Origin of the sequence: Photobacterium pectinilyticum, from assembly GCF_024357955.1 — a bacterium.
GTDB classification, from domain to species: Bacteria; Pseudomonadota; Gammaproteobacteria; order Enterobacterales; family Vibrionaceae; genus Photobacterium; species Photobacterium pectinilyticum.
Genome location: NZ_JANEYT010000075.1, coordinates 1 through 23829 on the forward strand (window position 1 = coordinate 1; position 23829 = coordinate 23829).

The following is a 23829-nucleotide window of genomic DNA, read 5'->3' on the forward strand; positions in this document are numbered from 1 at the left end:
GATTGGATTCCTTATCAATTTTAAACACGTCTTATTGTCCTTTTGATTAGTTCTCGGTTGCCGTTTCTAACTCGATTTCGCCGGAAAGCAATTTAGAATAGTCTGCTTCAAGCATCATTTTATTTCCCTTTCACATTGTCGATAACGGCTTGAAAAAGCTTTCCAGTCATACTTGCTGGTATGTGGATCTCACCATCTGAAGACGATCGTTCTCCAACTCCATCGAAGAATTTCTCTGTAAGTGACTTTTTGATATGTATCTGTTCTTCTTCTGGTAGAGAACTAATGTAAGGATCTAAAGCTTTAACTTGAAGTGCAAAACGCTGTGTTCGGCGAGCTTCATCACGATGCCTTGTAGATTGTTGACCTGCATATCCTGCTCCAAATAGCAGTACGCCTGTTATTGAAAAAGTAAGTAGGTACCGTGACCAATCTAAAGTAGCTAAGTTGACTCCAATGTTTTCTGAAGCGATTTCAGTTGGGGATGTTAGTTGGCTAGCAACAGTATGAAACCCTCCTGATGAATAAAAGCAAAATGCCGATAATAACCAGATTACTGTTACCACTATGAAACCTATCGATATTTTTCTCCATAGGTTAGCCTGATCAGATTCTTCCTTAGCCGTTTTTGCATATCCCCCAGAAATGCTGTCACCAGAAGCCAGTTCATACAGTTCTTGTATCCTATTGTGCTTCTGCTCAGATTGCTCGGATAAGCGCGACAAAAACATGCTCGTATCTGATTCTAGCTTCTCTAGTTTTGACTCTGTTTTATTAACTAGCTCTTTATTTGATTCGCTGACATTCTTTTCTAAATCACTCTTCCAATCTTGATAGCTCTCTGAACGTCTCTCCTGCGCTTCAGAAAACTGCTGTTGCCACTGTGATATTTGCTGATCAACCTCTTGTCTTCGGTTTTCAATCGTTGTTTCTAGATCAGCCTTTTCTCTTTCTAAATTACCGAATTTCTCCTTTAAAAGCTGAAACTTATCTGCAAGGTCATCATATGCTTCTCGTAAATGCTCTTGCTCAACCTGTCCTCCGACGATTGAAGGTGCGATAAGCCATTGCTTACCATTAAGACTATTAGTCAAGTAATTATTCGCGTTACGAATGTGTGTCGCATTACCATTGTTGCTGAATGTACTAACTTGCTGCCATATATTTTGGTGTCTGAGCGCATTATTAAAAGCATCTAACTCACCAAAAGCTACTAGTTCTGGATCAATGCTTTGTAAATTGGCTTGAACTCGTCTAATTACATTTTCAAAACGCCTTACTTCGGAGATATCATCAGTAATCTCATCAACTTCAATCTGAACCCAGTTTAGCAATTGCGTGAGAGTCTCATGTAAGGGATGATTCTCTAATTTTCCTACCCAACTAGACATTTGTAACCTCTGAAGAGTTAGTTAAAAGAAGTTCACCAGATAACAATTTAGGAAGTAAGGTGTCACGCAAAGACTCCAAGCTTGCATTTTGTGCATTATTGGCATCAACCTTTGACTGGAAAGACTGCATCACTCCTTCAAACTTTTTAAGTACAGGTTCACTAGGCGTAATCACGTCAAGACGATATGCATTGTTGCGATTTAATCCCGGTACGGCAGCATCCGTATTCATGTCTTTCAACCCAAGATTTTGCAATACTAAGTGGCAATACTTCAGTGAATAACCTGTTTTCGGTTTAACGTAGAAGACTGTATCAATTGGGTAAAATGCTTTTGGCTCCCAGTACACCGAACCAACAGTGCCTTTACGACCAACAATAATTCCGGGGCCTTCAATAAGGCTTTGATTATGGTATCCCGTCAGTCCCCCTGAACCATATACGGGAACATCACCAGCAACACGATCAGCTTTCTTAAGAGCTTTGCCATAGGCTAACTCAAGCACATCTTTGAGTTGCTTAGGTTCCCAACCTTCAGGAATCAAACCCAACTCAGACTCAACTAGCTTTTCTGGGAATAACGAGGCAGTAGCGGCATCAAGACCTTCTGGTTGTTCGCCATTCATCTTGGCTTTTACTGGATCGAAATCGACAAACCAAGATTTGAAGATGGCTTGCGCCATTTCTTCAAGAGTTTGGTTAGTTTTTACATTCAACATCATCTTTGAAGCAATGTCAGATAACGATTTAGCAATCATATCTTCATTGTCAATTCGGGGGATATTTAATGCTTTTAATACAGGAATTCTAACATTACTAACAGTAGAGCCAGTACCTTCATTCCAAGATATTTGTTGCTGTACGTATGGTGATTGCAAAGCCCAAAAAAGGTACCGTCCATTTACATCAGATTTAGGACGAAGCAATACTTGTCTCTGCCCTAAACAGCATTTTAGTCCTTCTGGCACCATACATACTTCCCCCATAGGGGCTTCACGCGTAAATACAATATCCCCAGCTTTAGGGACAGCTCGTTTTATACGCTTTAGATAATCGTCTTCGTTAGTAAAACTAGGTGAAGAAAGGTCTAGAACACCACTTTTAATATTCTGATTTCGTAAAACAATAATCCCTTCATCTGTCCACTTTGGAGTTGAATGAGGGCAATCAACTACAAGCTCACATAACGACTCAAGGGTTGCGGTTTCAAAGCTCATAGCCTAACCCCTTTAGGTTCTTCTTGATCTCTGCTTCTAGCGTTGCAGACTCAGTAAACTGCTCTGCCAACTTAGAAGTAAGCGTAGCCATCTTGTCACCAAATGGAACACCATCGTCTTCTTCTTCAGCAGCACCAACATAACGACCCGGAGTCAGTACGAAGTCATGCTTGGTGATTTCTTCCAATGTTGCTGATTTACAGAACCCTGCTTGGTCTTCGTATGCCACACCATGTACTTCTACGCCTGTTTTCCATGCATGAAATAGGTCAGCTACTTTCTTAATATCATCAAAGCTGAAATCACGTAATACGCGGTCTTTCATGAAACCAAGGTTACGAGCATCAATAAATAGCACTTCACCTTTACGGCCACGCAGCTTACGACCTGCCTTATCTACACGAGGGTTCTTGTTCTTCGTTAAGAACCAAATACAGGCAGGGATCTGTGTGTTGGTAAACAGTTGACCGGGAAGCGCTACCATACATTCAATCAAGTCGTTCTCGATTAACGCCTGACGAATAGTGCCCTCGTTGTTGGTCGTTGAACTCATAGAACCATTTGCCAACAGAAGCGCCTGAGAGCCTTCAGGAGCAAGGTGATGAAGCATGTGCTGCATCCACGCGAAATTCGCATTACCTGATGGTGGTTGGCCGTATTTGAAGCGAGGATCGTTATCATCAACACCCGTGTTCCATTCTTTCATGTTGAATGGAGGGTTAGCCATGATGAAGTCAGCACGAAGATCTGGGTGCTGCACGTTAGTGTAGGTACTTGCAGGCTCTTTACCGAAGTCGTAATCAAGACCACGGATCGCCATGTTCATCGCTGCTAGTTGCCACGTTGTATGGTTATATTCTTGACCGTAGATTGAGATTTTCTGTTTCTGCGTTATTGCGTCGACTTTCTTCTCATTCGCATGACGTTCAATGAACTTCTCTGATTGAACGAAGAAACCGCCAGAACCCATTGCAGGGTCATATACACGACCTTCAAAAGGTTCAATCATCTCAACGATCAGCGTTACGATAGATGCTGGCGTGTAGAACTGACCACCTTTTTTACCTTCCGCCAGTGCGAACTGACCAAGCATGTATTCGTATACATGACCTAAGATGTCTTTACTGTTTAGGTCAGCATGAACAAACGGGATGGTAGCGATCAAGTTGATTAGCTCGTTCAGCTTCGCTTGGTCAATCTTCAATGAAGAATATGACTTGTTCAGTACGCCTTTCAGTTTCGGGTTATCTCGCTCGATACCTTCAAGTGCGTTATCTATGAGGTGACCGACAGAAGTGATTTTCTTAGGCTTACCATTAATATCAAGTTCAGCGCCACCAATAACCAATGGGCCGTTATCTTGCAGGAACTGCCAACGAGACTCAGTAGGTAACCAGAACACGTTTTTCTCGGTATAGAAGTCACGCTGTTCCAGTTCAATAGCAATCTCTTCTGCTAGTTCTTCTTCCGAGAAGTCAGCAGGATCCAAGTAGTATTCGTGATCAGGATTAGCAATGTCAGCTTTAATTTCATCCTGACGCAGCTTAAACGCATCAGAGACGTATTTAACGAAGATTAGACCTAACACTGCATGTTTGTACTGCGCTGCGTCTAGCGTTGAGCGTAGCTTGTCTGCGGCGTTCCAAAGCTTGCCTTCAAGCTCTTTCAAATACTGTTGTTCTGTTTGATTCATTAGAAGTTTTCTTGTTATAGAAATATTCCGTCAATCATACCACTGGATGAAGCATTGTCTTTGATTTCTGCCTTACTTAAAGAGCATTTTTATGAAGTAAGGAGCACATTATGGAAGCTTGGAATAAAGGAAAGCGTGTAGGTCAGAAGAAAGCCTTCAAGCTAGAAGACATTTGGCGCATCCGTATTCGACTTGAATTGGAAGAACGCTTGTTTGAGTTGGCATTGTTTAATCTTGCCATCGATTGCAAGTTGAGATCTTGTGATTTACGTAACTTGAAAGTCCAAGATGTCAGTCGCAGTGGCTGCGTAATGTCGAGAACAATCGTTAAACAGCAGAAGACCCAGCAAGAAGTGCACTTCGAGATCACACCCAAGACTCAGCAAACTTTGTCACAATGGATCATTCAAAACTCGTTGTCACCAACAGACTATCTGTTTCCAAGCCCACGCCTTGAGGGGCAGCCCATCTCGTACCATTACTACACCACCATGGTTAATCGATGGGTTACTGATATAGGACTCGATAAAACGCAATACGGCACGCATTCACTGCGCAGAACCAAGGCTTCTTTGATCTATGCTAAAACCAAGAATCTTAGGGCTATTCAATTACTTCTTGGTCATGCTAAGTTAGAAAGCACGATTGAATACCTTGGTGTTGAGATTGAAGATGCTCTGAGGATTTCAGAGAGTTGTGAGACGTAAGTAACCATCATGCAATGCCTTAAATGTGAGAACCATTCGATTAGGGTTGAATTGAAGATGAAAGCATCGCTCCAAACGAGAATTTCGACCCCCTTGGCTTTGAGGTGAGGCTACGTTACATCATTGATGAGGGCACCTGCTACGGTGCTCAGCGAAAGACTGTTGCCGTTGTAGATGATTGACACAAACAACTAGACTTCAAAACTTAACCCAAACAGCCCATTTTAAAGAGAATTTAGATGCAAGAACATCAACAAAAAATCTACGCCCTCAGAAAGCGAATAGTTGCAATTCCAGCGTTTGACCAAGCAGATTGGATCACCATTGGAGATGCAACTGATTGCCAGCATATAATCGAGAGCCATCCACGCTTACTACGATCACTGAGTTTTGGCGACCCTGACTACCCTAGTGCTGTAGGTGACGTACTTAAAAGTATGTTTACTTACCATAGAAATTCTCTTGATGATGTCACGAATTTCTTAGACAGTAATTACCCATTAGCTAACAAAGTGTCAGTTTCTACGGCTCCAACAGAGTCAACAAAGTCTATTGTTTTTACTCCAAACATTTTTCAAATACCTAGCACCGAGGTTGAGAGTGACCTAGTGTCAATAATGATGCCATTTTCAGGCTTTGACGATGTTCACCAAGGTATTGTAAGAGCATGTCAACTGGCAGGCTATCGCAGTCAGAGAGCCGATGACATTTGGGAGCATTCAACAATACTTCAAGATATCTTCTCCTTAATCTATCGCTCAAAGATTGTCATTGCCGACTTTTCTGGACGCAACCCTAATGTGATGTACGAGGTTGGAATTGCACACACCTTAGGCAAGATAGTAATACCGATCAGCCAAACACTAGAACATATCCCGTCAGATCTTCACGGACACAGAATTCAAACTTATTTGAAAAATGGAGAAGGTATCGACTCATTAGAAACTGCTTTGGCAGCCAAACTGAGAAGTATCTAAACTGAACAACCTGAGAGGAAAGCGCCTAAATACATCTGGATCGCTTTTCCCGAGCTAACCCAATAGTGCTCTAAACGAAGCGATGGGGCTGTAATTCTATTTATTTCAGCTTTTTATCGAGTACAATGCGATAACAATCATCCAAGTAATTTGAAATTTATAAAAGGAACATAAATTGCAAAATCAACCAATGACTAGCAATGACCAAGGTAGATTGCTAATTTTTGCACTTCTTTTTGCTCCATCAGTAGTTTTTATGGTTGGAATTATCCCTGCCATATTTTTAGCTTTTGGTATCTATATGATGAAGAGAAATCAAGATTTCTCCAGCATTGAGACTGCGGTTAAAAACTTTAAAGGTTATACATTCCTAGCTCTCATAGGGTGCACTATCAGCTCCATCTATTGGGGTAGTATGTATTTCAGTGAAGAAAACAGTTGGTATTACGATGATGAGTTCTTTGTTTCGCTAATTTTCTCAGGTATTGCTTTCGCTTACTTGGTTGCTGTACAGGTTCTGTTTTACTCCCCTATGAACAGACACAGGGAATGGGTTGAGACCAATGGAATCTTTTCAACAAAAGCTAAACCAAACATGAGTTCGAATGTTCACTCAGCGGTAGACATAATCAAAGGCGAGAAGTTAAAGCAATATTCTGTAGCGGATGAGTTAACTAAGTGGGCTAAGCTCAAAGAAGACGGTTACATATCAGAAGAAGAGTTTAATGAGGCTAGAACCAAGCTTTTAAAAAGAAACTAAGAATAGACACGTTCTACGTACAGTTATATTGACAAGGCTGCATTTGCAGCCTTTGTTCTTTGAATCTTTACGGTATCACACAGCTAAATTTAGCCTGAATCGCTTTTGTCCCAAAGCGCCTTACCTCCCCCGTAATATAAATGCACCTTTAGTGCGTAACCATTAATATCACCATATTGGTTTTATTTGGGTGAATTTCGAACGATTTGATGCGCTAATGTTGTCGATTAAGCTAATAAAGGGGCACAAAACATTTAAATCAAATACTCTAAATTTTACGACCGCCAAGTAATGTTGTGGTTATGCTCCTTTGCTCTCCCCTCCTGATCTTATTGCGAAAGCTGGCATGTTACGTATAACGGGATTGATTTTCATCATTGTAAATGTCTTTATTATCAATAGGTTTTTATCGTTTGTGCTTGTCATTATACGACGCATATCATAAAAATATGGTCAAGCGCAAGATGGGGTGTGGCAAGATAGTTTTATCGTAACTCCCTGATTTGAGGCGTGATGAGTCAACACAATGATATCCAGTTAAGGCGCCGTATTGAGCGTATTCTAGAGCGCCATCCTAACGCCTCGTCGTTGGCGGTTCGCCAGCGTTTGATCGTCGATGTCAAACCTGCTCACTTTTATCTCCACTTAATCCCTTTCTATGACCAGGACCGCATCGATGATAGTTCTGATATACAGCGTGAGCTTGATAGAATGATGGCCATGCATTTAGGGTTGAGTGTCATAGCGAGAACCCTGTCAACAAAGCCCTATAATTATCGTCAGATAGAGCGGGCGTTACTTAAGTTGATGTTAAATTTTAATCACACAGAACAAGCCCAGCTTTGTAAAATAGTGCATTTTGGGCATGATATGGCGAAAGACGAGCATCATAAGTCTAAGATGGTCATGCATTTGCAAAAGCTTGGGCACCGCTTACCTGACATTTTTTTGATCTTACGGCAAAGTACCAGAATTGAGATTAACGACCGTTAATCTTTGAATTATCAGTCAGCTGTGCAGTATTTGCGAGCGTCTCAGCAATGTCGTGATATCAATGATATTGGTACTTGCTAAGTGTTCATTGGATTTTGCACAATGACTTGTGCGGCTTTTCGGGCTGTGGGTTAAAGTGAGCGCATTGAGTACAGCTATAGGGACGTACAAGGATGTGAGAAGCCGCCTATAACAATATTATATTTGGTGTATGCCTACCTGCAGAATGCAATAAAACTATTTTTGAGACTCCTGAAATACGACGAATAAGGCAATAGTAGATCCCTCGATATTTATCCGTAACTCGCCATCTTTCTTGTTGTGCCTGTGAAACTGTCTGATACTTCGATGCGCTTCATTTCGATGTTCATGGTTGGTTCGAGTTTTTTAAGGCGCGCTATGTCACTGGCGATGCGCTTACAGCCTAAAAACAGAATGCCATCGAGTGGTGTTATGATCTCTCCAGCCTTGAGGCAATCAACGAGAGAAGTGCCTGATAGTGGTGTTTTTATCCCATCAACGTAGCGGGTTGCCACAAACTCATTCGTATAGATGATTTCTCTTGGCAACATTTGTTCGCTTTTGGCGTAAATCATCCCGCTTTGTTTACCATTAATGACGCGATACTCTTTATACACTCGGGTTTCCTCACCGATGGTGGCCATGGCTTGTGGTGCTCGGGTGAGGAGTAAGCGAAAAGGCAGATCTTCACTTGTGATGTAATCGACAAGGTTAAACGCTAACCTTGCTCTCGCGACTTCCCCGAGTGGTTTGTCACGACAAATTTGTCGAACCTGATCCCACTGACTGGTCAGTCGAGCGCTTTCTTTATCGCTTCTAACTTTAACCTGTTGAATATCGTAGTGAATTGTCTTTGCCATGGTTGACTTAGCCTTCCGTTTTTTTCGTCGAATTCCAACTTAACATTATGTTTTTATAACACATTAAAACAGTTATCCACAAAAATTGGGCGTAACCTGTGTGAAAATCAGTCAAGCTTAATATTCGATTTGCAACCGTCTGCATAAAGGCGTAATCTGATGGTAATTTAACCGTATTGAGTCAAAAGAGGCTGAAATGTTAGCATTCCTGAAAAAATGGCGTCAGGCATACCGAGATGAAAAAGGTGATCGTTTACATGCTGAAGTGGAGGCTGAGCGTAATGCCCTGTGCGGTAATGATGTCATTAAAGCAGAAGACATCGCTCAATCTTTACATAAAAAAAATGACTTCTTTTCTGAATTAGGTGATTCTTTTGAATCACAACATGAAGAATACTGTAGAAGAGGCTATTACACATAGCCTCATAAGTAGTTTACTTTCCTAGCATTTTTGTCACAGGCCCCTTGGCTGCGTCGACGCCATACTGAGTAGCTTGATTTACCCTTTCCATAGCACTATCCATCGACACCCCATTCACACGATAACTGGCGTAACCTAATACTCCAAACCATATCGCGGGCACCACCACGTAAAACGTGATCATCACAAACGCTAATATCGAATCATCCATGCTGTTGATCGTACCGGTTATCGGATTAAAGTTGTCATGCATGGAATACACCGCCTCCAACAGCTTGCTGTCCAGACTTCGACACAATTCCCACCAAAACGTTAAGAACAACAATCCGGTATAGGACAAGGATAGCGACATCAGCGTCATCATCGAATAGTTACTGACCGTTAAGACAATCGGACTCGCAATCACCACCACAATGAGCAGCAAAGACTGCAGCATCGGCATCGCCTCTCGCACAATGAAGTAAGCTGGACCGGTGAAGATATGACCAATTTGTAATCCCGCCCAGCCAGCCGCGCTATTCCACACTTCTCTGACTTGGTGATCGAGCGTTTTATCAAGTACCTGACCATAGCCACGAACCACACGGCCACTGGTCGATTGATTCTCCACACTTAAAGCACGTTGAACCAGCATGTTTGCTTTATCGGCAGGCGTGACCTCAGAGCCCATGATTTTTGAGAAAAAGCCATTATAGTCCAGCACGTCATGAATCAATTCAGGATTGGTGTCTTCAATGTGATTGAACAAGCGCCACAGTAAGCCGGCGCGCTGCCCATCACTGCGACCGCCTTGAGTGCTATCCCACCACTCATCACACATTGGGTACGCCGCGCTGGTATCAATAGCTGTGCGGCGATACTTCTGTTGCACCGGATCGTCTCGCTCTGAGTTATACGGGAAGTTGAATACGATATTTTCAGCTTGTAAACCATTGTAGGTGGTCTCTGGCGCGGCCAGATTATAGCCAAGGAAGTAAGAGCCCCCAATCCAATTGGCATTATCAAAGTCGTTTTGAGTCACTCGCTCTTTACGCGCGGCTGCCTTCATCATCAGGCGCGCTCGCGTATAACACTGCTCGTAGAAGTCTTGAGTTTCTTGTCTGAGCTGTTCGCTCTGAATGTCGATTTGAGAGAGTTTCAACATGCTGCGCTCGACGTCGTAGTGACACGGCACCGAGGAGACCGCCGCGTTGGTCAGGCCTTGCGAAATACTGTGCCAGAGCACCCACCATATCGGGGCATGAACCAATTCCCCATTTAACGAGCTTTGGTCACTGTTGGTCGCCCCGCTGCTGATACCCACGCCGCACGATTCACTGGCATTTTGGTCCATGACGAGCGTGTTGACGTTAACCGGGTACAAGGGTATCACTGCAAAAAAGCACACTAATCCGGCCAACATCAGTTTGACCTCGGTGCGGTTCATGCTCAGCAGGCCTTTATTACCCTCGTCTTCGCCCTCCTGAGCGACATCAAACCACACTTGGAACACAATGACGGCCAACATAAAGACAATCAGGCCGGTTTGATTCAATATCATGAATATCTTGCCAGAGATTTGCCAGCTGGTCAGCGTCAGTAAGACGGAAAGCGGATCGTTGACTACCATGAGAAGGCTCCTAAATCGACGTATTGGGTGAGTAATATGAGTTCGTTGAGCATGAGGGCAAGCGCGATACCAAAGGCGTAGCGCTTAGCGCGCCACAGCGCGAGGCCGTAGACGGCCGCTCGAATGACGACCATGTACCAGGCGTATGCGCTGTTTGATAGCGTGTCCCTGTCCAGTGAAAAAGCCAGTGCGCTGGCGACGAGCAAGCACAACAGTAGCGTGATGACGTGACGGCTTCGGCGCCACCGGTTGTAAGGTTGAGCGGTTGAGGTATTCATTTATTCTTCTCCAGGGTTGTTCTCATATCGGTCTTTGTCTAAAAAGACCGAGTCGGATTTGGGGGTTTGCGGAATAACCTGAGGTCTTTGGTAGCGATAGTCATCCACCACCGCTTGGGCGGTGCGGGTGCCTATTTGTTGTCTGACCTCGGCTTCGTAGCGCAGCATGTCAATCTCGCGCTCAAGGCGAGCAATCGAGTTGTCGATGTCTTTTTGCGCCGTGGCGTGCTGAGCTATATTGACTTCGTACTTGCCCGTGAGCAGCGCGCGGCGCGCGTACAGGGCTTTTTCAATCGCTTGAGAGAGCGCCAACTCACTGGCAATGCGCGATACGGTGTTGTTGTCCACTTCTCGCTCGGTGAGCGCTTCAATCAGCGTTTTGGGGAAGTGTTCGGTCTCTTTGTTCTCTGCGATGGCGCCTCGAAGTTCACTTTCCAGCGCGGTGCTCACTTCTGTGACTTCTTGAGATAGACCAATCCCTGGCGTAGCCTCGGTTCGGCTTTTGTCCATGCCGGTTTGTACCGACTGGCTACCAATCACTTGAGACACCCAGTCACTCATGGTCTCTTCACTGTCCCAATAGCGATAAAGGCCTTGGTGGCTTTCTTTTTGCGATTCATCCGACAGTAAGGTGAAGCCGGCGCGCGTCGCATCCGTGGTGGCGTTGATGGCTGGTTGGTTGCGACCGCCGTATTTGGCGCCGCCCACCCAGGTCACCCCAGAGTCGCCCATGTCGTCTTGCACTTCTTGTTTGGCTCTGACGGCGTCGCCACTTTTTACGGCATTGGTCCACGCCTCGGCGCGGGCAAGCGTTGCGTAGGCCTTATCGGTGTTCATCTCGCCCATGGTGTCGACCATGGCCTCACACGAGCTGCTGGCGTCGTCAAAATCGAATTTGCCTTGCAGCACGCCGTTGGTCATCAAATCGTAAAGCCCGGGGTCTTTTTTCTGCAGGTAGTAGCCTGGCAGGCTCAGCACTGCTGAGGTGGCATTGGTGAGCATGTCGCCCATCATGTCCTGAAACCCCTCCGTCACGCCGTTGAGCTGATTCTCAACGGTGACCGATGGGTCTAACATCCCGCACTGCAAGTTCATGTCCCAACCGACGCCAAGGGCGGTGGGGCTAATGCGCTCTTGTCTGGCGGGCAGTGCGATGACCGGCCCGCCGCCTAAGGTGTAGTGAAGAACGCTGTCGTTGTCTGCTTTAAGGTTCACGTTCGTTCCTATCGAACTGTGTGCGCTGGCGCTCATTAATAGAGGGAGCAGTAATGCCGCTTTGAGCGGCCAAATATGGGTCATCATTATTCTCCAAAGTGGGCAATCAGCGTGCTACCACGACGCTGGCAGCCTTTGTATAGGCGCCACGCCGCCCAGACGTACTGGTCGTCTGAGGCGATGTGCGGCGCGTAAGGGTCGTAAGGCGTTAAGCTGTCATCGAACTGTGGCCAGACATACGCATCGGTTTGCGCTATCGGCGAGAGCATTTGCCAAGCGGTCTCCTCGTTATTGGGTTTAACGGGGCCCGGTGGCCAAAAGCCAGGGTGCGGCGTTGGAGTAAAAGGTTGATACACACGGCCTTCGCCGATTCGAGTCACCACATGCAGCGCGCGAAAGGCGGTGAGTGCTGCGGCTTTAAACGAATGACGCTGCAAGACAAAGCCGCCACGTGGATAGACATCCCCAAAGTTACCAAGCGAATCGGTCAGTGGGTTCCATGTTTGAGTGGACAGAATGTCCGGCAAGTTGTAGCGCCAACCGAGCGGGTCAAGGCTTGATAAATAATGCGGCATGAGCGGCGTCGCTTGACTTGATAGGGAGTAACCAAAGCTTGCGAGCAGTGAGAAAATCGTCTGCCCGCCTGGGTGGCCGATGACGTCGCTGTTGTAAAAGCGCATCGAGGTGTTATCCAGGCCTTGCACGCTGCGACGCGCGCTGTGGCCGCCGTTCTCTGAATAGGCATTGTCTGGTGACATCCAAGCGGTGTCTTGCCAAGGCGCCTCCCCGGTTTCGGGGTAGCTCATTACCACAAAATCGGGCAAGCGGTGTTTGACCTTAATCGAAGTGTCGGTGGAGCACCCTGCTGGGGTGCAGGTCATCCACACGCACGCCCCAATCACTTCGTAATCCAAGCACTCAGGGCAGGCGGCGCTGGCGATGACCTCGGCGGTAATGACCTCCTGACTGATGGCAGAGGCCGCGCACAGACATGAGCCTAGAATGCTCAAACCTAGCCCTCGCTTGAGTGATTTGTGTATGAGTAAGGTGAGGCTCATCTTATTCCTCTCCCAGATAGTTAAGCCGGGCCTGTTCGATGTCTTTAGCCTTGAGTAGCGCCGCATCGAGTTCACTGATGCCGTGTAAATCCATAAGAGTTTGACGTTTTCTTTTCGCTGGACCATCGGTTTCACCCAGTGCCAGGTAGAGCGCAGGCGGCACAATGCAAAAGCGCTGCATTAAGGTGTTGTCCATGCCGGTGATGACGCCTTCTTTGTATTTGTGCTTTTCCGATTGCATCGAGCGAATGAGGTTTTTCTCCGCCTCGGAGAGCTTTTTAAACGATTCAAGGTGACGGAGTTCATCTTCTGGCATGTTGAGCATCACCCACCACTCGGCGTTGTTGAGCATCTTTCGGGCAATGGCCGGAAAATCGGCTAAATCTTGCGTCGCCAACCAAAACCACGCGCTGAGTTTTCGCCACATCTTGACGATTTTGACCGCGTAAGGCGCGAGTAGCTCATTGGTGACAATCAGGTGCGCTTCATCGGTTAGGGTGACAATGTCACGCCCTGAATATTGGTCGCGCTCAGCAATGCCGTTGATGCGGTTAATCAAAGAGATGTACGCGGCGGCCATTTGCGCTTCATACCCGGTTTTTGCGTAGAGGCCTAGGTCAATGATGGTCACATCCGCTTCGGGCCAGTGCTCGGCCTCTTGGTTGAAGATTTGCCCTTCTAGGCCATCACAGAAAAAGGACATCGCTTCGCTCATTAGGCGGGCGCGTGCTTGGCGGGGCTCGGGTCTGTTCGGGTCTTGACTAAAACGTTCTAGCGCGTCTTTGATGTGCTCTGGGCGCACTTGTTCGTCCGTAGGGTGGCAATGCTCTGCGGCTTCTTTAATCGCATCACGCACCATCGACGAGTCGGCGCGGCGATAATCGTCCATCTCGCGCTGCTCACCGCCGGTAATCATCAGCCTTGCCATGATTTCCAGCTCCCCTAAAATGTCCCGCGCTTCATCGTCTGGCGAATCGCTGTCATTAAGGTGTTCAATGTCCAACGCTTTCTCGTCACTGACGTGAGGCACGGCTTGGCCGACCAAGTGTTTGGCATCGGCAAACGGCGCCATCAGGCCTTTGGAGTGAGCGCTCACCTGAACGCGGTTGACCGATAGCCCCAAACGTTCACAGTACTGTCCCAGCAACCCAAAACTGTTGCCAGCTTCGATGATGAACAGCCTTGGGCGATGAATCGCCAGTAGGCGTAAACACATGCCCACTAAGGTCGCGGATTTGCCTGAGCCAGAGGGCCCAAACAGGTTAAGGTGCGCATTAGAGAGTTGGTCTCTTAGCGGATCGACGCCGAAGAGCTCCCCGCCTCGGTTGAAAAATTGGAAAGCTTCACTGCCGGTGCCGGTTGCGCGGCCAAACAAAGGAGAGAGCGAGAGCATGTCTTCCAGCCACACCCAGCCGCAGTACCACAGTTTGTCGTCGCGCTCGGGATGGTAGTTCATCGGTAACCAACGAAGGTAACTGTCCAGCGGGGACTCTTGGTCGCTGTTTTTGACAAAGCGCAATGACAGGTCGCGATTGTTGAATATTGCGCGCAGCGATTCAGTGCGTCCCTCTATTTCACTGACGCTCTCCCCTTGTACGTAGAACGCCAGTTGACCGCGCCACAGCGGATGCTTTTCAACTAAGGTGGTAAAGCTGTCGCAGGTATCACGAATGACTTCTAATTCCGTTTCTTCCCCCACCGCCGCTTCTCGAACGGTGCGAAGGCGCGCTCTGGCCTGCGCCTTACTTTGCGCGACTAAGGTCATGGCCATCATGGTGCCGGTTGGCAGCTCATCGAACAGAACATGTTGTGGGCGCTTTTCGCCTTTGTCGATGGCCTCATCCCCGATGACCTCCCCAAATACGGCGCCCGCTAAAAAGGACTCATTATCCCAAGTGTCGAGCTCCATCACGCGCGTGGCGATGGGTTTGTCCCCCTCAAACCACCATAAGCCGTTTTCAACGTCTGAGCGCACCCCGCTTCTTAGCAGTCGCTCGGAGAAATCTTGGTCAATAAAGCTGCGTGGCGGGCGATAACGCAGGGTTTCGCCCGCAATGCCAGAGGGATTAAAAAAGGGACTGAGCCAAGCGTGAATGCTTTCGCCTGAGCTGGCCTTGATGCCGATGCCTAAATCTTTGAATGTACTCGGAGATAACAGGCGGCGCCTTAGACTCTTTAAGGTGCGAAGGTTGCTTTTTTGCAACGTTTCACTGGCGTCTTCGGGGAGCCAGCGATAAATGGTGAGGCGGACTTGGCGCTCGCGGGCGCGCCAGGGGCGACCATCCACCGCAAAGATACCTTGCTCTCGCCCTATCAGTTCGAAATGGCGGCGGTCTTCATCGAGCACCGCGCGGGTGAATTCATCATCAACGCGCGCGCGGTTGAGTAGCTTTTCATGCGCATCCTCAAATCGGTCGACATCACGGGCAAACAACTGCACCACCCACGGGTTGTCTTCGTCAATCAAGGCGGTGAGGGTGTGGGCGACACTTGAGACCACCCGCTCAAGCTGCGCTTGCGTTTTGTCTTCCGTGACCAGCGGCGTAATATCAAAAAACAAACCCATCGAACGACCGTCTTCCAGCTGCACCAGACCTTTATCGCTGATTTCAATCCAAGGCAGTTTGGCGGCAAACGACGGCGGCACGCTGTAATCGATGGCTGGCGCTTCCAACTCTTTGCCTTCGGTAAAAAAGTGGGTGACGGTATTGCGTATTGTCTTCAACATTACCAACGCTCCTTGGGCAGATTAGCTGGACCGTTTTGAGGCGCGGCGTAATGCACGCGCTCATACAAAGGAAAGACGGTGCTGTATCCAGGCACCGGCAGCGCGCCTGATTGGTGCGGTAGGACATAGAGCACCACATCGGGATTAGGCAGTCTTGGGAATATGTTGGTCGCTTCACGCCAGCTGTCTCGGGTGTAGTCGCTTTGACGCTGCGCCAATGTCGTCATATCGAGCGGCATGCGCAGCTCGCCTTGCGTCTGGCTGAGCGCATCACCGCCTTGTCCAACATCTTGTCCGCCGCCCGACATTTGGTTTTGCCACACTTGCTCGGAGCTCGTTTGAGGGTTGGGTAAGGTGTCGTCTTGCGACGTTGAGCAGCCGAATAATCCGAGCAGGCTCAATGCGCTGATAAGGTTACGGTAATTCATACGTCGCTCCTTGGGTTTGAGTGTCGTAACGCACGCGAACGGGTATCGCTGGGGCGCGCAGTGTCACGGGTTTTCGAAGGTGAATACTGGCCTTAGTACCTGGCGGGGTGTACACCACATCAAAGCTTGAGCCCATGCGCGCCTCAATAAACTCTGAAACGGTGCCCGTGAAGGCTGCTGCAGACTCAGCAGCGGCGTTTTTTGCCGCATTGCCCGTCAAGGCCGAGGTACTGGTTGAGCCATCGACCGAAATGGTCTGTTGTGAAATGGCCACCGCATTGGCTGCTGCCGAGGCCGCGTCAAGCAATCCTTTGGTGGTGAGGTATTCAGGTGCATTCGAGATGCGCTCCCCGGTTAAGCACGGGTTGCCGTTGGGGTCGGCCAGAAAACCCAAATCCGAGGTTTTAATCGATGAGCCGTCAAAACCCGAATCTACCGTTTCAAGTTCTTCTGGGTAAGAGAGTATCGAGCCATCGGCGCGAATAAAATCAATGGATTCGACCACGCCGCGCACACAAGACAAGCTCCAGTCGCCGGTGACCGTGCCCGTCACGATAGCGCCTTGCACATCCGGCAGGGTAAACCCACTGGCCATCAGGTTCTTACGCCCTAGAATCATCGAAAACGGATAAGGGTCTGTGACCTGGCCGTTCAAGGGAATGCGCCCCATCAGTGCGGTCATGCTGACCGCATCGGCCAGCATGGTGCCGCGATGCAGGGTGTACATTGGCATTCCGTCTTGTTGATTGGCATCAAATCGGCCCGTCTGGCTGGTAAACGCATCGTCCGCCGAGTTCAAGGCGTTTTTGACCGCTTGGGTGGCAGGCGTTACCCAGTTGCCTTCTTTGTCTTGAGTCGCATCCAGCGGCTCGGTCCAAACCCAGTTGTCTTGAGCTACGCCCTTACCCTCAAAGGATGGGTGATAGCCGCCCGGCGCCGTGCCCACGGCCAGTCCCTGTCGTCCTGAATCAATGCCAAGGTCGTCATAAGAGACATCTATCACCTCACGCACTGGCGCTTGACGCACCTTGAGGTGGTCTCGGCTTTGACTGACTTTCTCTTCAATCGTGCTTAATGATGAGTTGAGCCTTTGGGCAAGCTGACTTAATTGGGTTTCAAGGGCTTTCACCTGCTCACTGTTTTGGGTTTGCTGGTTTTCAACCTGAAGCTGCGTTTGCTTTAACGCGTCCGAGAGTGCTTTTTTTTCGGCTTCACTTTTTGAGTACGCGGCATTGAGCGTTCGAATGGTATCGGTTGGGCTGTCATCAAACGCCTGCAGCACTTGCGCTTGGGTTGGTGACGCTGTCACGCTGACCGGGGTGGTGTCTTCGCTGGGCTCAACGTTGGCTTCAATGTCTGACGGCTTTAAGACCGCGATGACCAACACCGCGATAAAGCCGGTCGCACCGATAAGCGCCGCCAGTCGTATGACGGGGTTTCCTTTATTTAACATCGCTACTCCCCTCCATGGCTAGGTAAATGACTAGGTAAATGACTAGGTAAATGACTAGGTAAAGGGCTGGGTAATAGGTATCCTGCCAGGGGCCCTGGCGTGACAATAAAGGCCGTCGCTTGGGCGGTGGGTGAGTCTGCGTTCCCGATTTCAGGATGGGAAAAACTCACCGCGCAGCGCAGTGCAAAGCAGCGAGGACTGAGAGTAACGAGTCTTGGGTCGAGGGTTTCACGCTTTGGCGCCTTATTGGTTAGGCTGACGGCCGTCACCACCTGCTCACCCAATTGCCAAGCCGCAATGGGCTTGGCATTCACTCGCCACTGACTGAACGCGCTCAGGCTGATATCACGAGGCAGTCCCATCGGCGCTCGTACCACGCCAGGTAAAGGCTCAATGGCGTGCGATGGACTGTAAAGACTTTGCATGGCATAACGCACCAACAGGGCTTGAGGCGCCATCTTCAATTGTGAGAGGTGTGACTCGTTTGCAACGCTACTCAAGTTATTACCCTCTTCCTTGCCACCCGGTAAAACAATGTCAATCTGCGGCGGGGTGACCATGCCCGCTTTGGCGCTGACATCGAGCATTAAGCGCAATCCATCACTTAGCCGCATCATTTGAAGTCGAGTTGAATCAAAAGGCTCAGTAGCCGTGAGGTAAATTCGCCCTGCCAGAGAGGTCATGGACAGATAAGGCGTTAAGTGCGCCGGTTGCGCGACGCGCACGTCGCTGCCCAAGATCAAGATGGTCTCTTGCCCTGGCGTGAGCACCACTTGCAGTGGGATGCCCTGCCACTCCATGGCGCGAGGCGTACTGGCCTGAGCATGAATGTGAGTCATCAGACTCAGCAGCAGCGTCAGCCACAGTCCCCCACTTCTTTTCATCATTGCTCTTTCTCCTGCGCTTCATTGAATTGAATTTCTCTTGCTGGGCCATCAAAACAATCAATGGCGAGCTTCCAAGGGTTGCGCTCAGCGTCAATGTCGTAACGCACAATGCGCAGTGGCCAGCGAATGAAGTTATGTTTGACTAACGTGCCATCCACGTACTCTTTGAGCTCTAAATCGGCTTGTACCGTCCAGCTGTCTCGGCTGTGCGTGGTGACGCGCCAATCTGAAAAGCCGTAACCGGGAATGGGCGCGAGACTGCGCTCTCGCCCCGACAACTCCCCTGTGCGCCGTTTGTTTTGAAAGTCTTGTGTTAAGACCTTTTGGCAGCTGGGCGTCAGGTAATCGGTGTAACGATGCAGGTTCTCGCTGTATTGCTGATTGCCATCGCTGGGCCATCGGTTAATCAGTCCAAATAAATTGACGGCAAAGTCATACACATTAGGCTTCGGCACTTCCCACCACGGGCGTGATGAGCCTGAACTTAAGTCCGGTGGTGTGTGCACCGTGATGTCTTGACCGGCTTGATACCAGCCCCAAGTGGTGACCAATGCGAGGGCGCTCATCATGGCGAGGGCGCCGCGTAGCGAGCGGATGTGACTGTCTCGCCCAGCCAGTGAAGCGCGAAATCGACTTTTTGGTGGTTGACTCATATTTTCTCCTTATCAGCCGAGGCGTTTGCAGGCAAAGCGGCGCGCATCGATGTGATAGCGCTCAGGGTGAAACCAGCGCTCAAAGCGTTTGCTGGCGTAATGTTGGCAATGGTGCGTTTTGATGCGGCTGAGCTTTCGCATGAGACTCTTTGGCAGTGCAAAAGCGCCGAGCGCCCCGAGCAGTAAAGCGGTAAACAAAATGAGCAGCGCGCCAAACGCCCAGTACAGTGCCAACCCCAGCAATCCGGTAAGGGTCATGCACACAAGAACCAGCAGCCCCATCTCGCCCATCGAGAGACCTTTATAAAAAGGGGGCATGACGTTTAAGGTTGAAGCGCAGCGCATTACACGCCCTCCAAAATATCAAGGCCGTAGTTGAGCCCCCATACCGACAGCAGCAAAAGCACAGCGCCAATCACGCCGTCACTGAGCAGGTCTTTTTTGGTGGCCTGTTTCTCTTTGATTCTGCTGAACACGTCCCAGATGTGTCCCAGGAAATAGACAAAGCAGAAAGCAATGAAAATGCCGCCACCGTAAAGCAAGATGTCGTAGGCATAGGCGTAAATGAGCTCTAAGATGTTGTCACTGCCGCCTTGAGACGGGGTATTGTTAGTGGGGATGTCCGCCATCGCGCTCAGGCTGTGCAGCCAAGTGACGACAAAAAGAAAAAACGCTCGAAGTTGGATCATGTTGCGACTCCGTAATATAAAAACCATTGAAGGATGAGAAAGATAAACACGGCGCGAAAGACCAAGCGGCGAAACACCTCTTTGGTCACTTTTTTGTTTTTCATGCCGCGAAAGCCGCTCCAGAACACCCACAGCATCCAGAGCATCAGCAAAGCGCTGGTGAGTCCGGCCAACACCAAAGCTAATGTATTGGCCTCAAATCCGGCGCCATGCTCGAAGGCTAAAAGGGGATCATTCATGAGGCGCGTCCATGAGGTAGTCGCCGCCCAGCGGGGTGACTGGCTTTGGCGCGCTACGCTCAGGGCGTAAATAGGCATCGATGCCCGCTTGAAGGGTGCGGATATCCAGGCGCAGCGCATCGTAATCAAACTGACGCGCGACGCGATAATCGGCTTCGCGCTCAGCGCGTGTGATGAGGTAGTCGAGAGTGTTCAGCTGCGAAGAGACTAAAGCCAGCTCTCGCTGCTCGGTATCGACGTCGGCATACAGGTTAGGACTGAGCACGCTCAGACAGAATAAAAGTGGCCATTTCACGGTGTTGACTCCTAATTAGAAAGACGTCAACACGCTAGCAAAAAGGCAATGGAAAATACTCGATAGAAATACATTGGTGGATGTATTTTTAACGAGTATTAATTTCTAAAATTGTGATATAATTTTAAAAGGATTTATTCATGCGCCCGTCTAGGTAAATCTTTAGAGGTACTTCTTATAACTAGCCACACTGGTGCGAACCAGTAACCCCGTCATACCTGCCGCAGGCAACAACACTAAGGTCGGAGGTAGGGGCCAAATCCCAGGAATGAGCAGCCATAAGTAACCAGCGCCCATCATGGTCATAGAGACAGCGCGACGTGCGTAGTAATGGGTGGTTTCAGTTTCACGTCCCACAAAGGCGGTGCGCCGCTGACGAGAGACCAGTCCATCGAAGGCCCCAAGAAAGCTCGCCAGTAAGAACAAAGGCCAACTTAAAAAAAGCAGCGCGATACGAACAAACAGCGCAAGGGTGACATACACCACGCCGTGCCAATACACGTTTGCAAAAGCCAATGCCCCATCAAACTCAATACTGAGCAGTGTCTCGATGCGTTGACTCAGCGCGTTCACCAGTCCCATCACCTTTGCCGCCAGATGCGGCTGATCGATTTGCAGCAAAGTGATGTGCTCAACCAACACGGTTTTGGCGTGTTGCCCCGTCACTTGCCCCCAAAGTGGCGCGAACCATTCGATTAGTATTAATAGTACCCATATCCAGAAAAGATGCCCCAGTGCCACAAAAGGTAGGCCATACCAAGGCGTCGGCTCCTCGCGCTTTACGGGTGGGTTTGGTGTTTTTTCTGCCACAAGGCCTCCTCATCGACCTTATCGGATAGCCACAGAGACATCATTAAAAGGCGCAGTAGCCTTATTTGCCTTGAGCCTTACGAGTGAAGGCAGCAAAGCCGCGGCGACTTTAGCGAGGTAGGTTGGATTGTATTGAGTGACACTTCGAAGCCCAGCTAATACGTCATCCGCAACGGGGTGTGAAGAAAAATACATTTCAAGGGCGATCATGCGAGCACTGCGCCCTTGCAGGTAATGTGGGGTATTCGCTTCAGTGATGTGACTTTCTAAAGCCGCCACCCATTTTGGCGCTTGTGGGTGATAAGAAGGCAGCTTTTTCATGCTGTAATCGACATACAACTCATCAATGGCGGTGATGTAACGTAGGATTGTCGTCACTTCGGGCTTTTTACCAAGCGCGTCCAGCGCCTTTGCGATGAGGCTCATAAATTGCCAAGAAAAGGCTTGAAACGTCTCCTTGGCGATAGGGTTAGTGTGTTGATAGGCTTCTCTATTCATCGGATTGACTTTCATTTCATGACTCCTGTGATTGTTCTTCATCGAGCCCAAGGTAGGCATTATTCATCCAGCTGTTGAACTGCTCGGTGTCGTGCAGCCAGTCGTGCGTACTTTTGACCGATTGACTTTTTTGGAGCATCCCATCGACTAAGGCTTGGATATCCTCTGGCAGGTCGAGATCGCCTTCATTGCCCGGCAATGGAAAGCGAAGCTTCCAAATCTTGGCGCCTTCGAGCTCAGCGTAGGCTTGGCCAATGGGTAAATTGGTGATGTCGTTATCGCTGACCAGTAGTACCTCTTTGTTTTGCAAGGTGTCTTTATTGCTTGAATGAAAACCAGTCTGGCTGCCGGGCGCATCACTGGCCCCCGTATCGGGCACAATGTCTTTGATGGTCACGGTTGCCATGCGGGAGGTGAGGATTTGCGCGGTCTTTTGCTCGCGAACCCGAAGGCATATCAAGCTGTTGAAGTTACCTTTGGTTTGCGCCGCTTTTGCGGGCGAGCCTAAGCGCGCTTCAATATCGGATTCGGTTTGCGTGTAGGCGGTCACCACAAATTTAGCCCCGCGTGCTTTATTGAGGATAGGAATGAACTCATCGCCAATCAGCTCATTAAATTCATCGGCGTGTATCATGATGTTGCGAGGCTTGACCTTGGCAAAGCCGGGCGCGTTACCAAACTTATAAATCTCCCCCGCCAGCGAACACAAGTCGGCAAACATGGAGTTGCCGAACGCAGCGGCCACCGTGGTATCAGAAAGCGCATCCAACCCCACATACACCACGCCCCCTTGCATGATGACCTCGCGCCAATCGATGATGGGCCGCTCATCAGCGGGCGTATGCACCGGTGAGATGATTTCAGCGGTCTTACCGGTGCCGAGCTTTTCGAGCAAGGGCAGTAAGGAGGCCACAATTTTATCAAAATAGGTTTTGTCATACTGGATGGCGCTTCGAAGTCCGGCCAGCACATCGTCTGCAGCGGGGTGTGCGCCAAAATACATTTCAAGGGCGACCACGCGAGCGCTTCGCCCCTGCAGGTGACGCGGTGTGTTTTTTTCGTTGACGTTACTTTCCAGCGCGGTCACCAATTCCGCCGCTTTTGGGTGGTAAGACGGCAGCTTTTTCACGCAGTAATCGACATAGAGCTCATCAATGGCGGTCACGTAGCGCTGAATGGCCGCCATATCAGGCTTTTTGCCAAGTGCATCCAGCGCTCTGGCAATGATGTTGACAAATCGCCACGCAAACTGTTTGAATGCGGCGCTGTTGCCGCCGCCGTCGAGCTGGCCGGAAACGCGGGTGGCCACTTCAGTAATGCGGCCAAAGCGCCCTACCGGTGAGTAGCGGCCACTTTGGTCTGAATACCCTAAGTGCAAGATATAAAACTCATCGAGGCGCCCCGCTCGTAGGCATTCGATGTACATGCGAAGCAGCATATCGGCGTCCCCTTTGGGGTCAAACATCAACACCACATCGCCACGACGGATATCTTGCGTCACCAAAAGCTCCGCTAGGCGCGTTTTACCGACCCCGGTTGTACCCAGCACTAAGGTGTGCCCCGCCCTCGCGCTGCTTGGCAGCAAGCAATCGATTTCTTCATCGAGCCCGATGCCGTGCATTCGAGAGTCGCCCCCCACCGGTGGTAGCGGTTTTACTGGGTTCATGGCACTAAGAAAGGCATTGATGATGCCCCAGCCTTTACCCGCTCTGGCTATTACACGTTTCCCAGACCAGAACCGCTCTATCCATTTCCCTTCGTATTTGGCTTCCATGGCGCGTGCAAAGCGGTAGAGTTTAGACGGCGTGACGTAACGCTCTGCCCAGATTTGACGAGTGTCATAAAGGCGCTGAGCATGGCGAGGCAGGACTAAAAGGGGTTTGAAGTCCAATGGAACGAAAACGTACGCTAAGGCTGACAACTATTAAAATCCGCCTTCACGTTGAGAAG

The 23829-nt window shown here is 49.2% G+C and carries 25 protein-coding genes; 5 read left to right on the forward strand and 20 right to left on the reverse strand.

Going from position 1 to position 23829, the window contains the following annotated elements:
* Positions 1 to 119: 119 nt before the first annotated feature.
* From NHN17_RS21015 to NHN17_RS21025, 3 genes are read right to left on the reverse strand one after another with little or no spacing between them, the layout of a single operon-like run.
* Entirely contained in the window at positions 120 to 1391 is a 1272-nt protein-coding gene (locus NHN17_RS21015) for a hypothetical protein (RefSeq protein ID WP_255044592.1), read from the reverse strand.
* Positions 1384 to 2607: a restriction endonuclease subunit S gene (locus NHN17_RS21020; RefSeq protein ID WP_255044593.1), complete on the reverse strand. Its 1224-nt coding sequence runs from the start codon at positions 2605 to 2607 to the stop codon at positions 1384 to 1386. The genes NHN17_RS21015 and NHN17_RS21020 overlap by 8 nt, the downstream gene beginning before the upstream one ends.
* Positions 2597 to 4300, reverse strand: a complete 1704-nt coding sequence (locus tag NHN17_RS21025; RefSeq protein WP_255044594.1) for a type I restriction-modification system subunit M — start codon at positions 4298 to 4300, stop codon at positions 2597 to 2599. The genes NHN17_RS21020 and NHN17_RS21025 overlap by 11 nt, the downstream gene beginning before the upstream one ends.
* Before the next feature lie 110 nt (positions 4301 to 4410).
* On the opposite strand from NHN17_RS21025, the gene NHN17_RS21030 reads away from it, so the two are divergent.
* The 4 genes from NHN17_RS21030 (at position 4411) to NHN17_RS21045 (ending at position 7737) form a co-directional block, all read left to right on the forward strand.
* Positions 4411 to 5007, forward strand: coding sequence for a tyrosine-type recombinase/integrase (locus NHN17_RS21030; protein WP_255044595.1), 597 nt, complete (start codon positions 4411 to 4413; stop codon positions 5005 to 5007).
* Positions 5008 to 5246: 239 nt separating this feature from the next.
* The gene (locus tag NHN17_RS21035) at positions 5247 to 5984 is read left to right on the forward strand and encodes a hypothetical protein (protein ID WP_255044596.1); all 738 of its coding nucleotides are present in this window, start codon (positions 5247 to 5249) and stop codon (positions 5982 to 5984) included.
* Positions 5985 to 6159: 175 nt separating this feature from the next.
* Positions 6160 to 6744: an SHOCT domain-containing protein gene (locus NHN17_RS21040; protein ID WP_255044597.1), complete on the forward strand. Its 585-nt coding sequence runs from the start codon at positions 6160 to 6162 to the stop codon at positions 6742 to 6744.
* Between the two features lie 513 nt (positions 6745 to 7257).
* Positions 7258 to 7737, forward strand: a complete 480-nt coding sequence (locus NHN17_RS21045) for a hypothetical protein (RefSeq protein WP_255044598.1) — start codon at positions 7258 to 7260, stop codon at positions 7735 to 7737.
* A gap of 293 nt (positions 7738 to 8030) precedes the next feature.
* On the opposite strand, the gene NHN17_RS21050 is transcribed toward NHN17_RS21045, so the two are convergent.
* Positions 8031 to 8618 (reverse strand): ECs1377 family protein, encoded by a 588-nt coding sequence (locus tag NHN17_RS21050; protein ID WP_255044599.1) that lies wholly within the window; start codon positions 8616 to 8618, stop codon positions 8031 to 8033.
* A 196-nt stretch (positions 8619 to 8814) separates the two neighbouring features.
* On the opposite strand from NHN17_RS21050, the gene NHN17_RS21055 reads away from it, so the two are divergent.
* Complete coding sequence (locus NHN17_RS21055) at positions 8815 to 9039, forward strand: hypothetical protein (protein ID WP_255044600.1); 225 nt, start codon at positions 8815 to 8817, stop codon at positions 9037 to 9039.
* 13 nt (positions 9040 to 9052) lie between these two features.
* Here the strand turns inward: NHN17_RS21055 and NHN17_RS21060 are convergent, their stop codons facing one another.
* The 16 genes from NHN17_RS21060 to traD all read right to left on the reverse strand — a co-directional run bounded on the left by NHN17_RS21060 (position 9053) and on the right by traD (position 23800).
* Entirely contained in the window at positions 9053 to 10648 is a 1596-nt protein-coding gene (locus tag NHN17_RS21060) for a conjugal transfer protein TraG N-terminal domain-containing protein (RefSeq protein ID WP_255044601.1), read from the reverse strand.
* Positions 10642 to 10926, reverse strand: coding sequence for a hypothetical protein (locus NHN17_RS21065; RefSeq protein ID WP_255044602.1), 285 nt, complete (start codon positions 10924 to 10926; stop codon positions 10642 to 10644). The genes NHN17_RS21060 and NHN17_RS21065 overlap by 7 nt, the downstream gene beginning before the upstream one ends.
* Positions 10927 to 12228 (reverse strand): integrating conjugative element protein, encoded by a 1302-nt coding sequence (locus NHN17_RS21070; protein WP_255044604.1) that lies wholly within the window; start codon positions 12226 to 12228, stop codon positions 10927 to 10929.
* Positions 12228 to 13199, reverse strand: coding sequence for a TIGR03756 family integrating conjugative element protein (locus NHN17_RS21075; RefSeq protein WP_255044605.1), 972 nt, complete (start codon positions 13197 to 13199; stop codon positions 12228 to 12230). The genes NHN17_RS21070 and NHN17_RS21075 overlap by 1 nt, the downstream gene beginning before the upstream one ends.
* 1 nt (position 13200) lies before the next feature.
* A complete protein-coding gene (locus NHN17_RS21080; RefSeq protein ID WP_255044606.1) occupies positions 13201 to 15927 on the reverse strand; it encodes a conjugative transfer ATPase in 2727 nt (908 codons plus the stop codon).
* Positions 15927 to 16355 (reverse strand): TIGR03751 family conjugal transfer lipoprotein, encoded by a 429-nt coding sequence (locus tag NHN17_RS21085; RefSeq protein ID WP_255044607.1) that lies wholly within the window; start codon positions 16353 to 16355, stop codon positions 15927 to 15929. The genes NHN17_RS21080 and NHN17_RS21085 overlap by 1 nt, the downstream gene beginning before the upstream one ends.
* Positions 16342 to 17808, reverse strand: coding sequence for a TIGR03752 family integrating conjugative element protein (locus NHN17_RS21090; RefSeq protein WP_255044608.1), 1467 nt, complete (start codon positions 17806 to 17808; stop codon positions 16342 to 16344). The genes NHN17_RS21085 and NHN17_RS21090 overlap by 14 nt, the downstream gene beginning before the upstream one ends.
* Before the next feature lie 2 nt (positions 17809 to 17810).
* Positions 17811 to 18695 carry a TIGR03749 family integrating conjugative element protein gene (locus NHN17_RS21095; RefSeq protein WP_255044610.1) on the reverse strand — a complete coding sequence of 295 codons (885 nt, stop codon included), beginning with the start codon at positions 18693 to 18695 and terminating at the stop codon, positions 17811 to 17813.
* Complete coding sequence (locus NHN17_RS21100) at positions 18692 to 19348, reverse strand: PFL_4703 family integrating conjugative element protein (protein WP_255044611.1); 657 nt, start codon at positions 19346 to 19348, stop codon at positions 18692 to 18694. Before NHN17_RS21100 ends, NHN17_RS21095 begins: the two co-directional genes overlap by 4 nt.
* A gap of 12 nt (positions 19349 to 19360) precedes the next feature.
* Entirely contained in the window at positions 19361 to 19693 is a 333-nt protein-coding gene (locus NHN17_RS21105; protein WP_255044612.1) for a DUF3487 family protein, read from the reverse strand.
* Complete coding sequence (locus tag NHN17_RS21110; protein WP_255044613.1) at positions 19693 to 20037, reverse strand: TIGR03745 family integrating conjugative element membrane protein; 345 nt, start codon at positions 20035 to 20037, stop codon at positions 19693 to 19695. The genes NHN17_RS21105 and NHN17_RS21110 overlap by 1 nt, the downstream gene beginning before the upstream one ends.
* A complete protein-coding gene (locus NHN17_RS21115) occupies positions 20034 to 20276 on the reverse strand; it encodes a TIGR03758 family integrating conjugative element protein (RefSeq protein ID WP_017108825.1) in 243 nt (80 codons plus the stop codon). The genes NHN17_RS21110 and NHN17_RS21115 overlap by 4 nt, the downstream gene beginning before the upstream one ends.
* Positions 20269 to 20571, reverse strand: a complete 303-nt coding sequence (locus NHN17_RS21120) for an integrative conjugative element protein, RAQPRD family (protein ID WP_255044614.1) — start codon at positions 20569 to 20571, stop codon at positions 20269 to 20271. The genes NHN17_RS21115 and NHN17_RS21120 overlap by 8 nt, the downstream gene beginning before the upstream one ends.
* 162 nt (positions 20572 to 20733) lie before the next feature.
* Positions 20734 to 21381 carry an IncC plasmid conjugative DNA transfer DtrJ family protein gene (locus NHN17_RS25990; RefSeq protein ID WP_255044615.1) on the reverse strand — a complete coding sequence of 216 codons (648 nt, stop codon included), beginning with the start codon at positions 21379 to 21381 and terminating at the stop codon, positions 20734 to 20736.
* 18 nt (positions 21382 to 21399) lie between these two features.
* Positions 21400 to 21894 (reverse strand): hypothetical protein, encoded by a 495-nt coding sequence (locus NHN17_RS21130; protein WP_255044616.1) that lies wholly within the window; start codon positions 21892 to 21894, stop codon positions 21400 to 21402.
* A gap of 1 nt (position 21895) precedes the next feature.
* On the reverse strand, positions 21896 to 23800 hold the full coding sequence (traD, locus tag NHN17_RS21135; protein WP_255044617.1) for a type IV conjugative transfer system coupling protein TraD: 1905 nt from the start codon (positions 23798 to 23800) through the stop codon (positions 21896 to 21898).
* Positions 23801 to 23829 lie beyond the last annotated feature (29 nt).

What these genes read in the sequence shown, in the direction of transcription:
- NHN17_RS21015 (WP_255044592.1), bottom strand. Translation starts at nt 1,391, where the DNA reads ATGTCTAGTTGGGTAGGAAAATTAGAGAATCATCCCTTACATGAGACT.
- NHN17_RS21020 (WP_255044593.1), bottom strand. Translation starts at nt 2,607, where the DNA reads ATGAGCTTTGAAACCGCAACCCTTGAGTCGTTATGTGAGCTTGTAGTT.
- NHN17_RS21025 (WP_255044594.1), bottom strand. Translation starts at nt 4,300, where the DNA reads ATGAATCAAACAGAACAACAGTATTTGAAAGAGCTTGAAGGCAAGCTT.
- NHN17_RS21030 (WP_255044595.1), top strand. Translation starts at nt 4,411, where the DNA reads ATGGAAGCTTGGAATAAAGGAAAGCGTGTAGGTCAGAAGAAAGCCTTC.
- NHN17_RS21035 (WP_255044596.1), top strand. Translation starts at nt 5,247, where the DNA reads ATGCAAGAACATCAACAAAAAATCTACGCCCTCAGAAAGCGAATAGTT.
- NHN17_RS21045 (WP_255044598.1), top strand. Translation starts at nt 7,258, where the DNA reads ATGAGTCAACACAATGATATCCAGTTAAGGCGCCGTATTGAGCGTATT.
- NHN17_RS21050 (WP_255044599.1), bottom strand. Translation starts at nt 8,618, where the DNA reads ATGGCAAAGACAATTCACTACGATATTCAACAGGTTAAAGTTAGAAGC.
- NHN17_RS21055 (WP_255044600.1), top strand. Translation starts at nt 8,815, where the DNA reads ATGTTAGCATTCCTGAAAAAATGGCGTCAGGCATACCGAGATGAAAAA.
- NHN17_RS21060 (WP_255044601.1), bottom strand. Translation starts at nt 10,648, where the DNA reads ATGGTAGTCAACGATCCGCTTTCCGTCTTACTGACGCTGACCAGCTGG.
- NHN17_RS21065 (WP_255044602.1), bottom strand. Translation starts at nt 10,926, where the DNA reads ATGAATACCTCAACCGCTCAACCTTACAACCGGTGGCGCCGAAGCCGT.
- NHN17_RS21070 (WP_255044604.1), bottom strand. Translation starts at nt 12,228, where the DNA reads ATGATGACCCATATTTGGCCGCTCAAAGCGGCATTACTGCTCCCTCTA.
- NHN17_RS21075 (WP_255044605.1), bottom strand. Translation starts at nt 13,199, where the DNA reads ATGAGCCTCACCTTACTCATACACAAATCACTCAAGCGAGGGCTAGGT.
- NHN17_RS21080 (WP_255044606.1), bottom strand. Translation starts at nt 15,927, where the DNA reads ATGTTGAAGACAATACGCAATACCGTCACCCACTTTTTTACCGAAGGC.
- NHN17_RS21085 (WP_255044607.1), bottom strand. Translation starts at nt 16,355, where the DNA reads ATGAATTACCGTAACCTTATCAGCGCATTGAGCCTGCTCGGATTATTC.
- NHN17_RS21090 (WP_255044608.1), bottom strand. Translation starts at nt 17,808, where the DNA reads ATGTTAAATAAAGGAAACCCCGTCATACGACTGGCGGCGCTTATCGGT.
- NHN17_RS21095 (WP_255044610.1), bottom strand. Translation starts at nt 18,695, where the DNA reads ATGATGAAAAGAAGTGGGGGACTGTGGCTGACGCTGCTGCTGAGTCTG.
- NHN17_RS21100 (WP_255044611.1), bottom strand. Translation starts at nt 19,348, where the DNA reads ATGAGTCAACCACCAAAAAGTCGATTTCGCGCTTCACTGGCTGGGCGA.
- NHN17_RS21105 (WP_255044612.1), bottom strand. Translation starts at nt 19,693, where the DNA reads ATGCGCTGCGCTTCAACCTTAAACGTCATGCCCCCTTTTTATAAAGGT.
- NHN17_RS21110 (WP_255044613.1), bottom strand. Translation starts at nt 20,037, where the DNA reads ATGATCCAACTTCGAGCGTTTTTTCTTTTTGTCGTCACTTGGCTGCAC.
- NHN17_RS21115 (WP_017108825.1), bottom strand. Translation starts at nt 20,276, where the DNA reads ATGAATGATCCCCTTTTAGCCTTCGAGCATGGCGCCGGATTTGAGGCC.
- NHN17_RS21130 (WP_255044616.1), bottom strand. Translation starts at nt 21,894, where the DNA reads ATGAAAGTCAATCCGATGAATAGAGAAGCCTATCAACACACTAACCCT.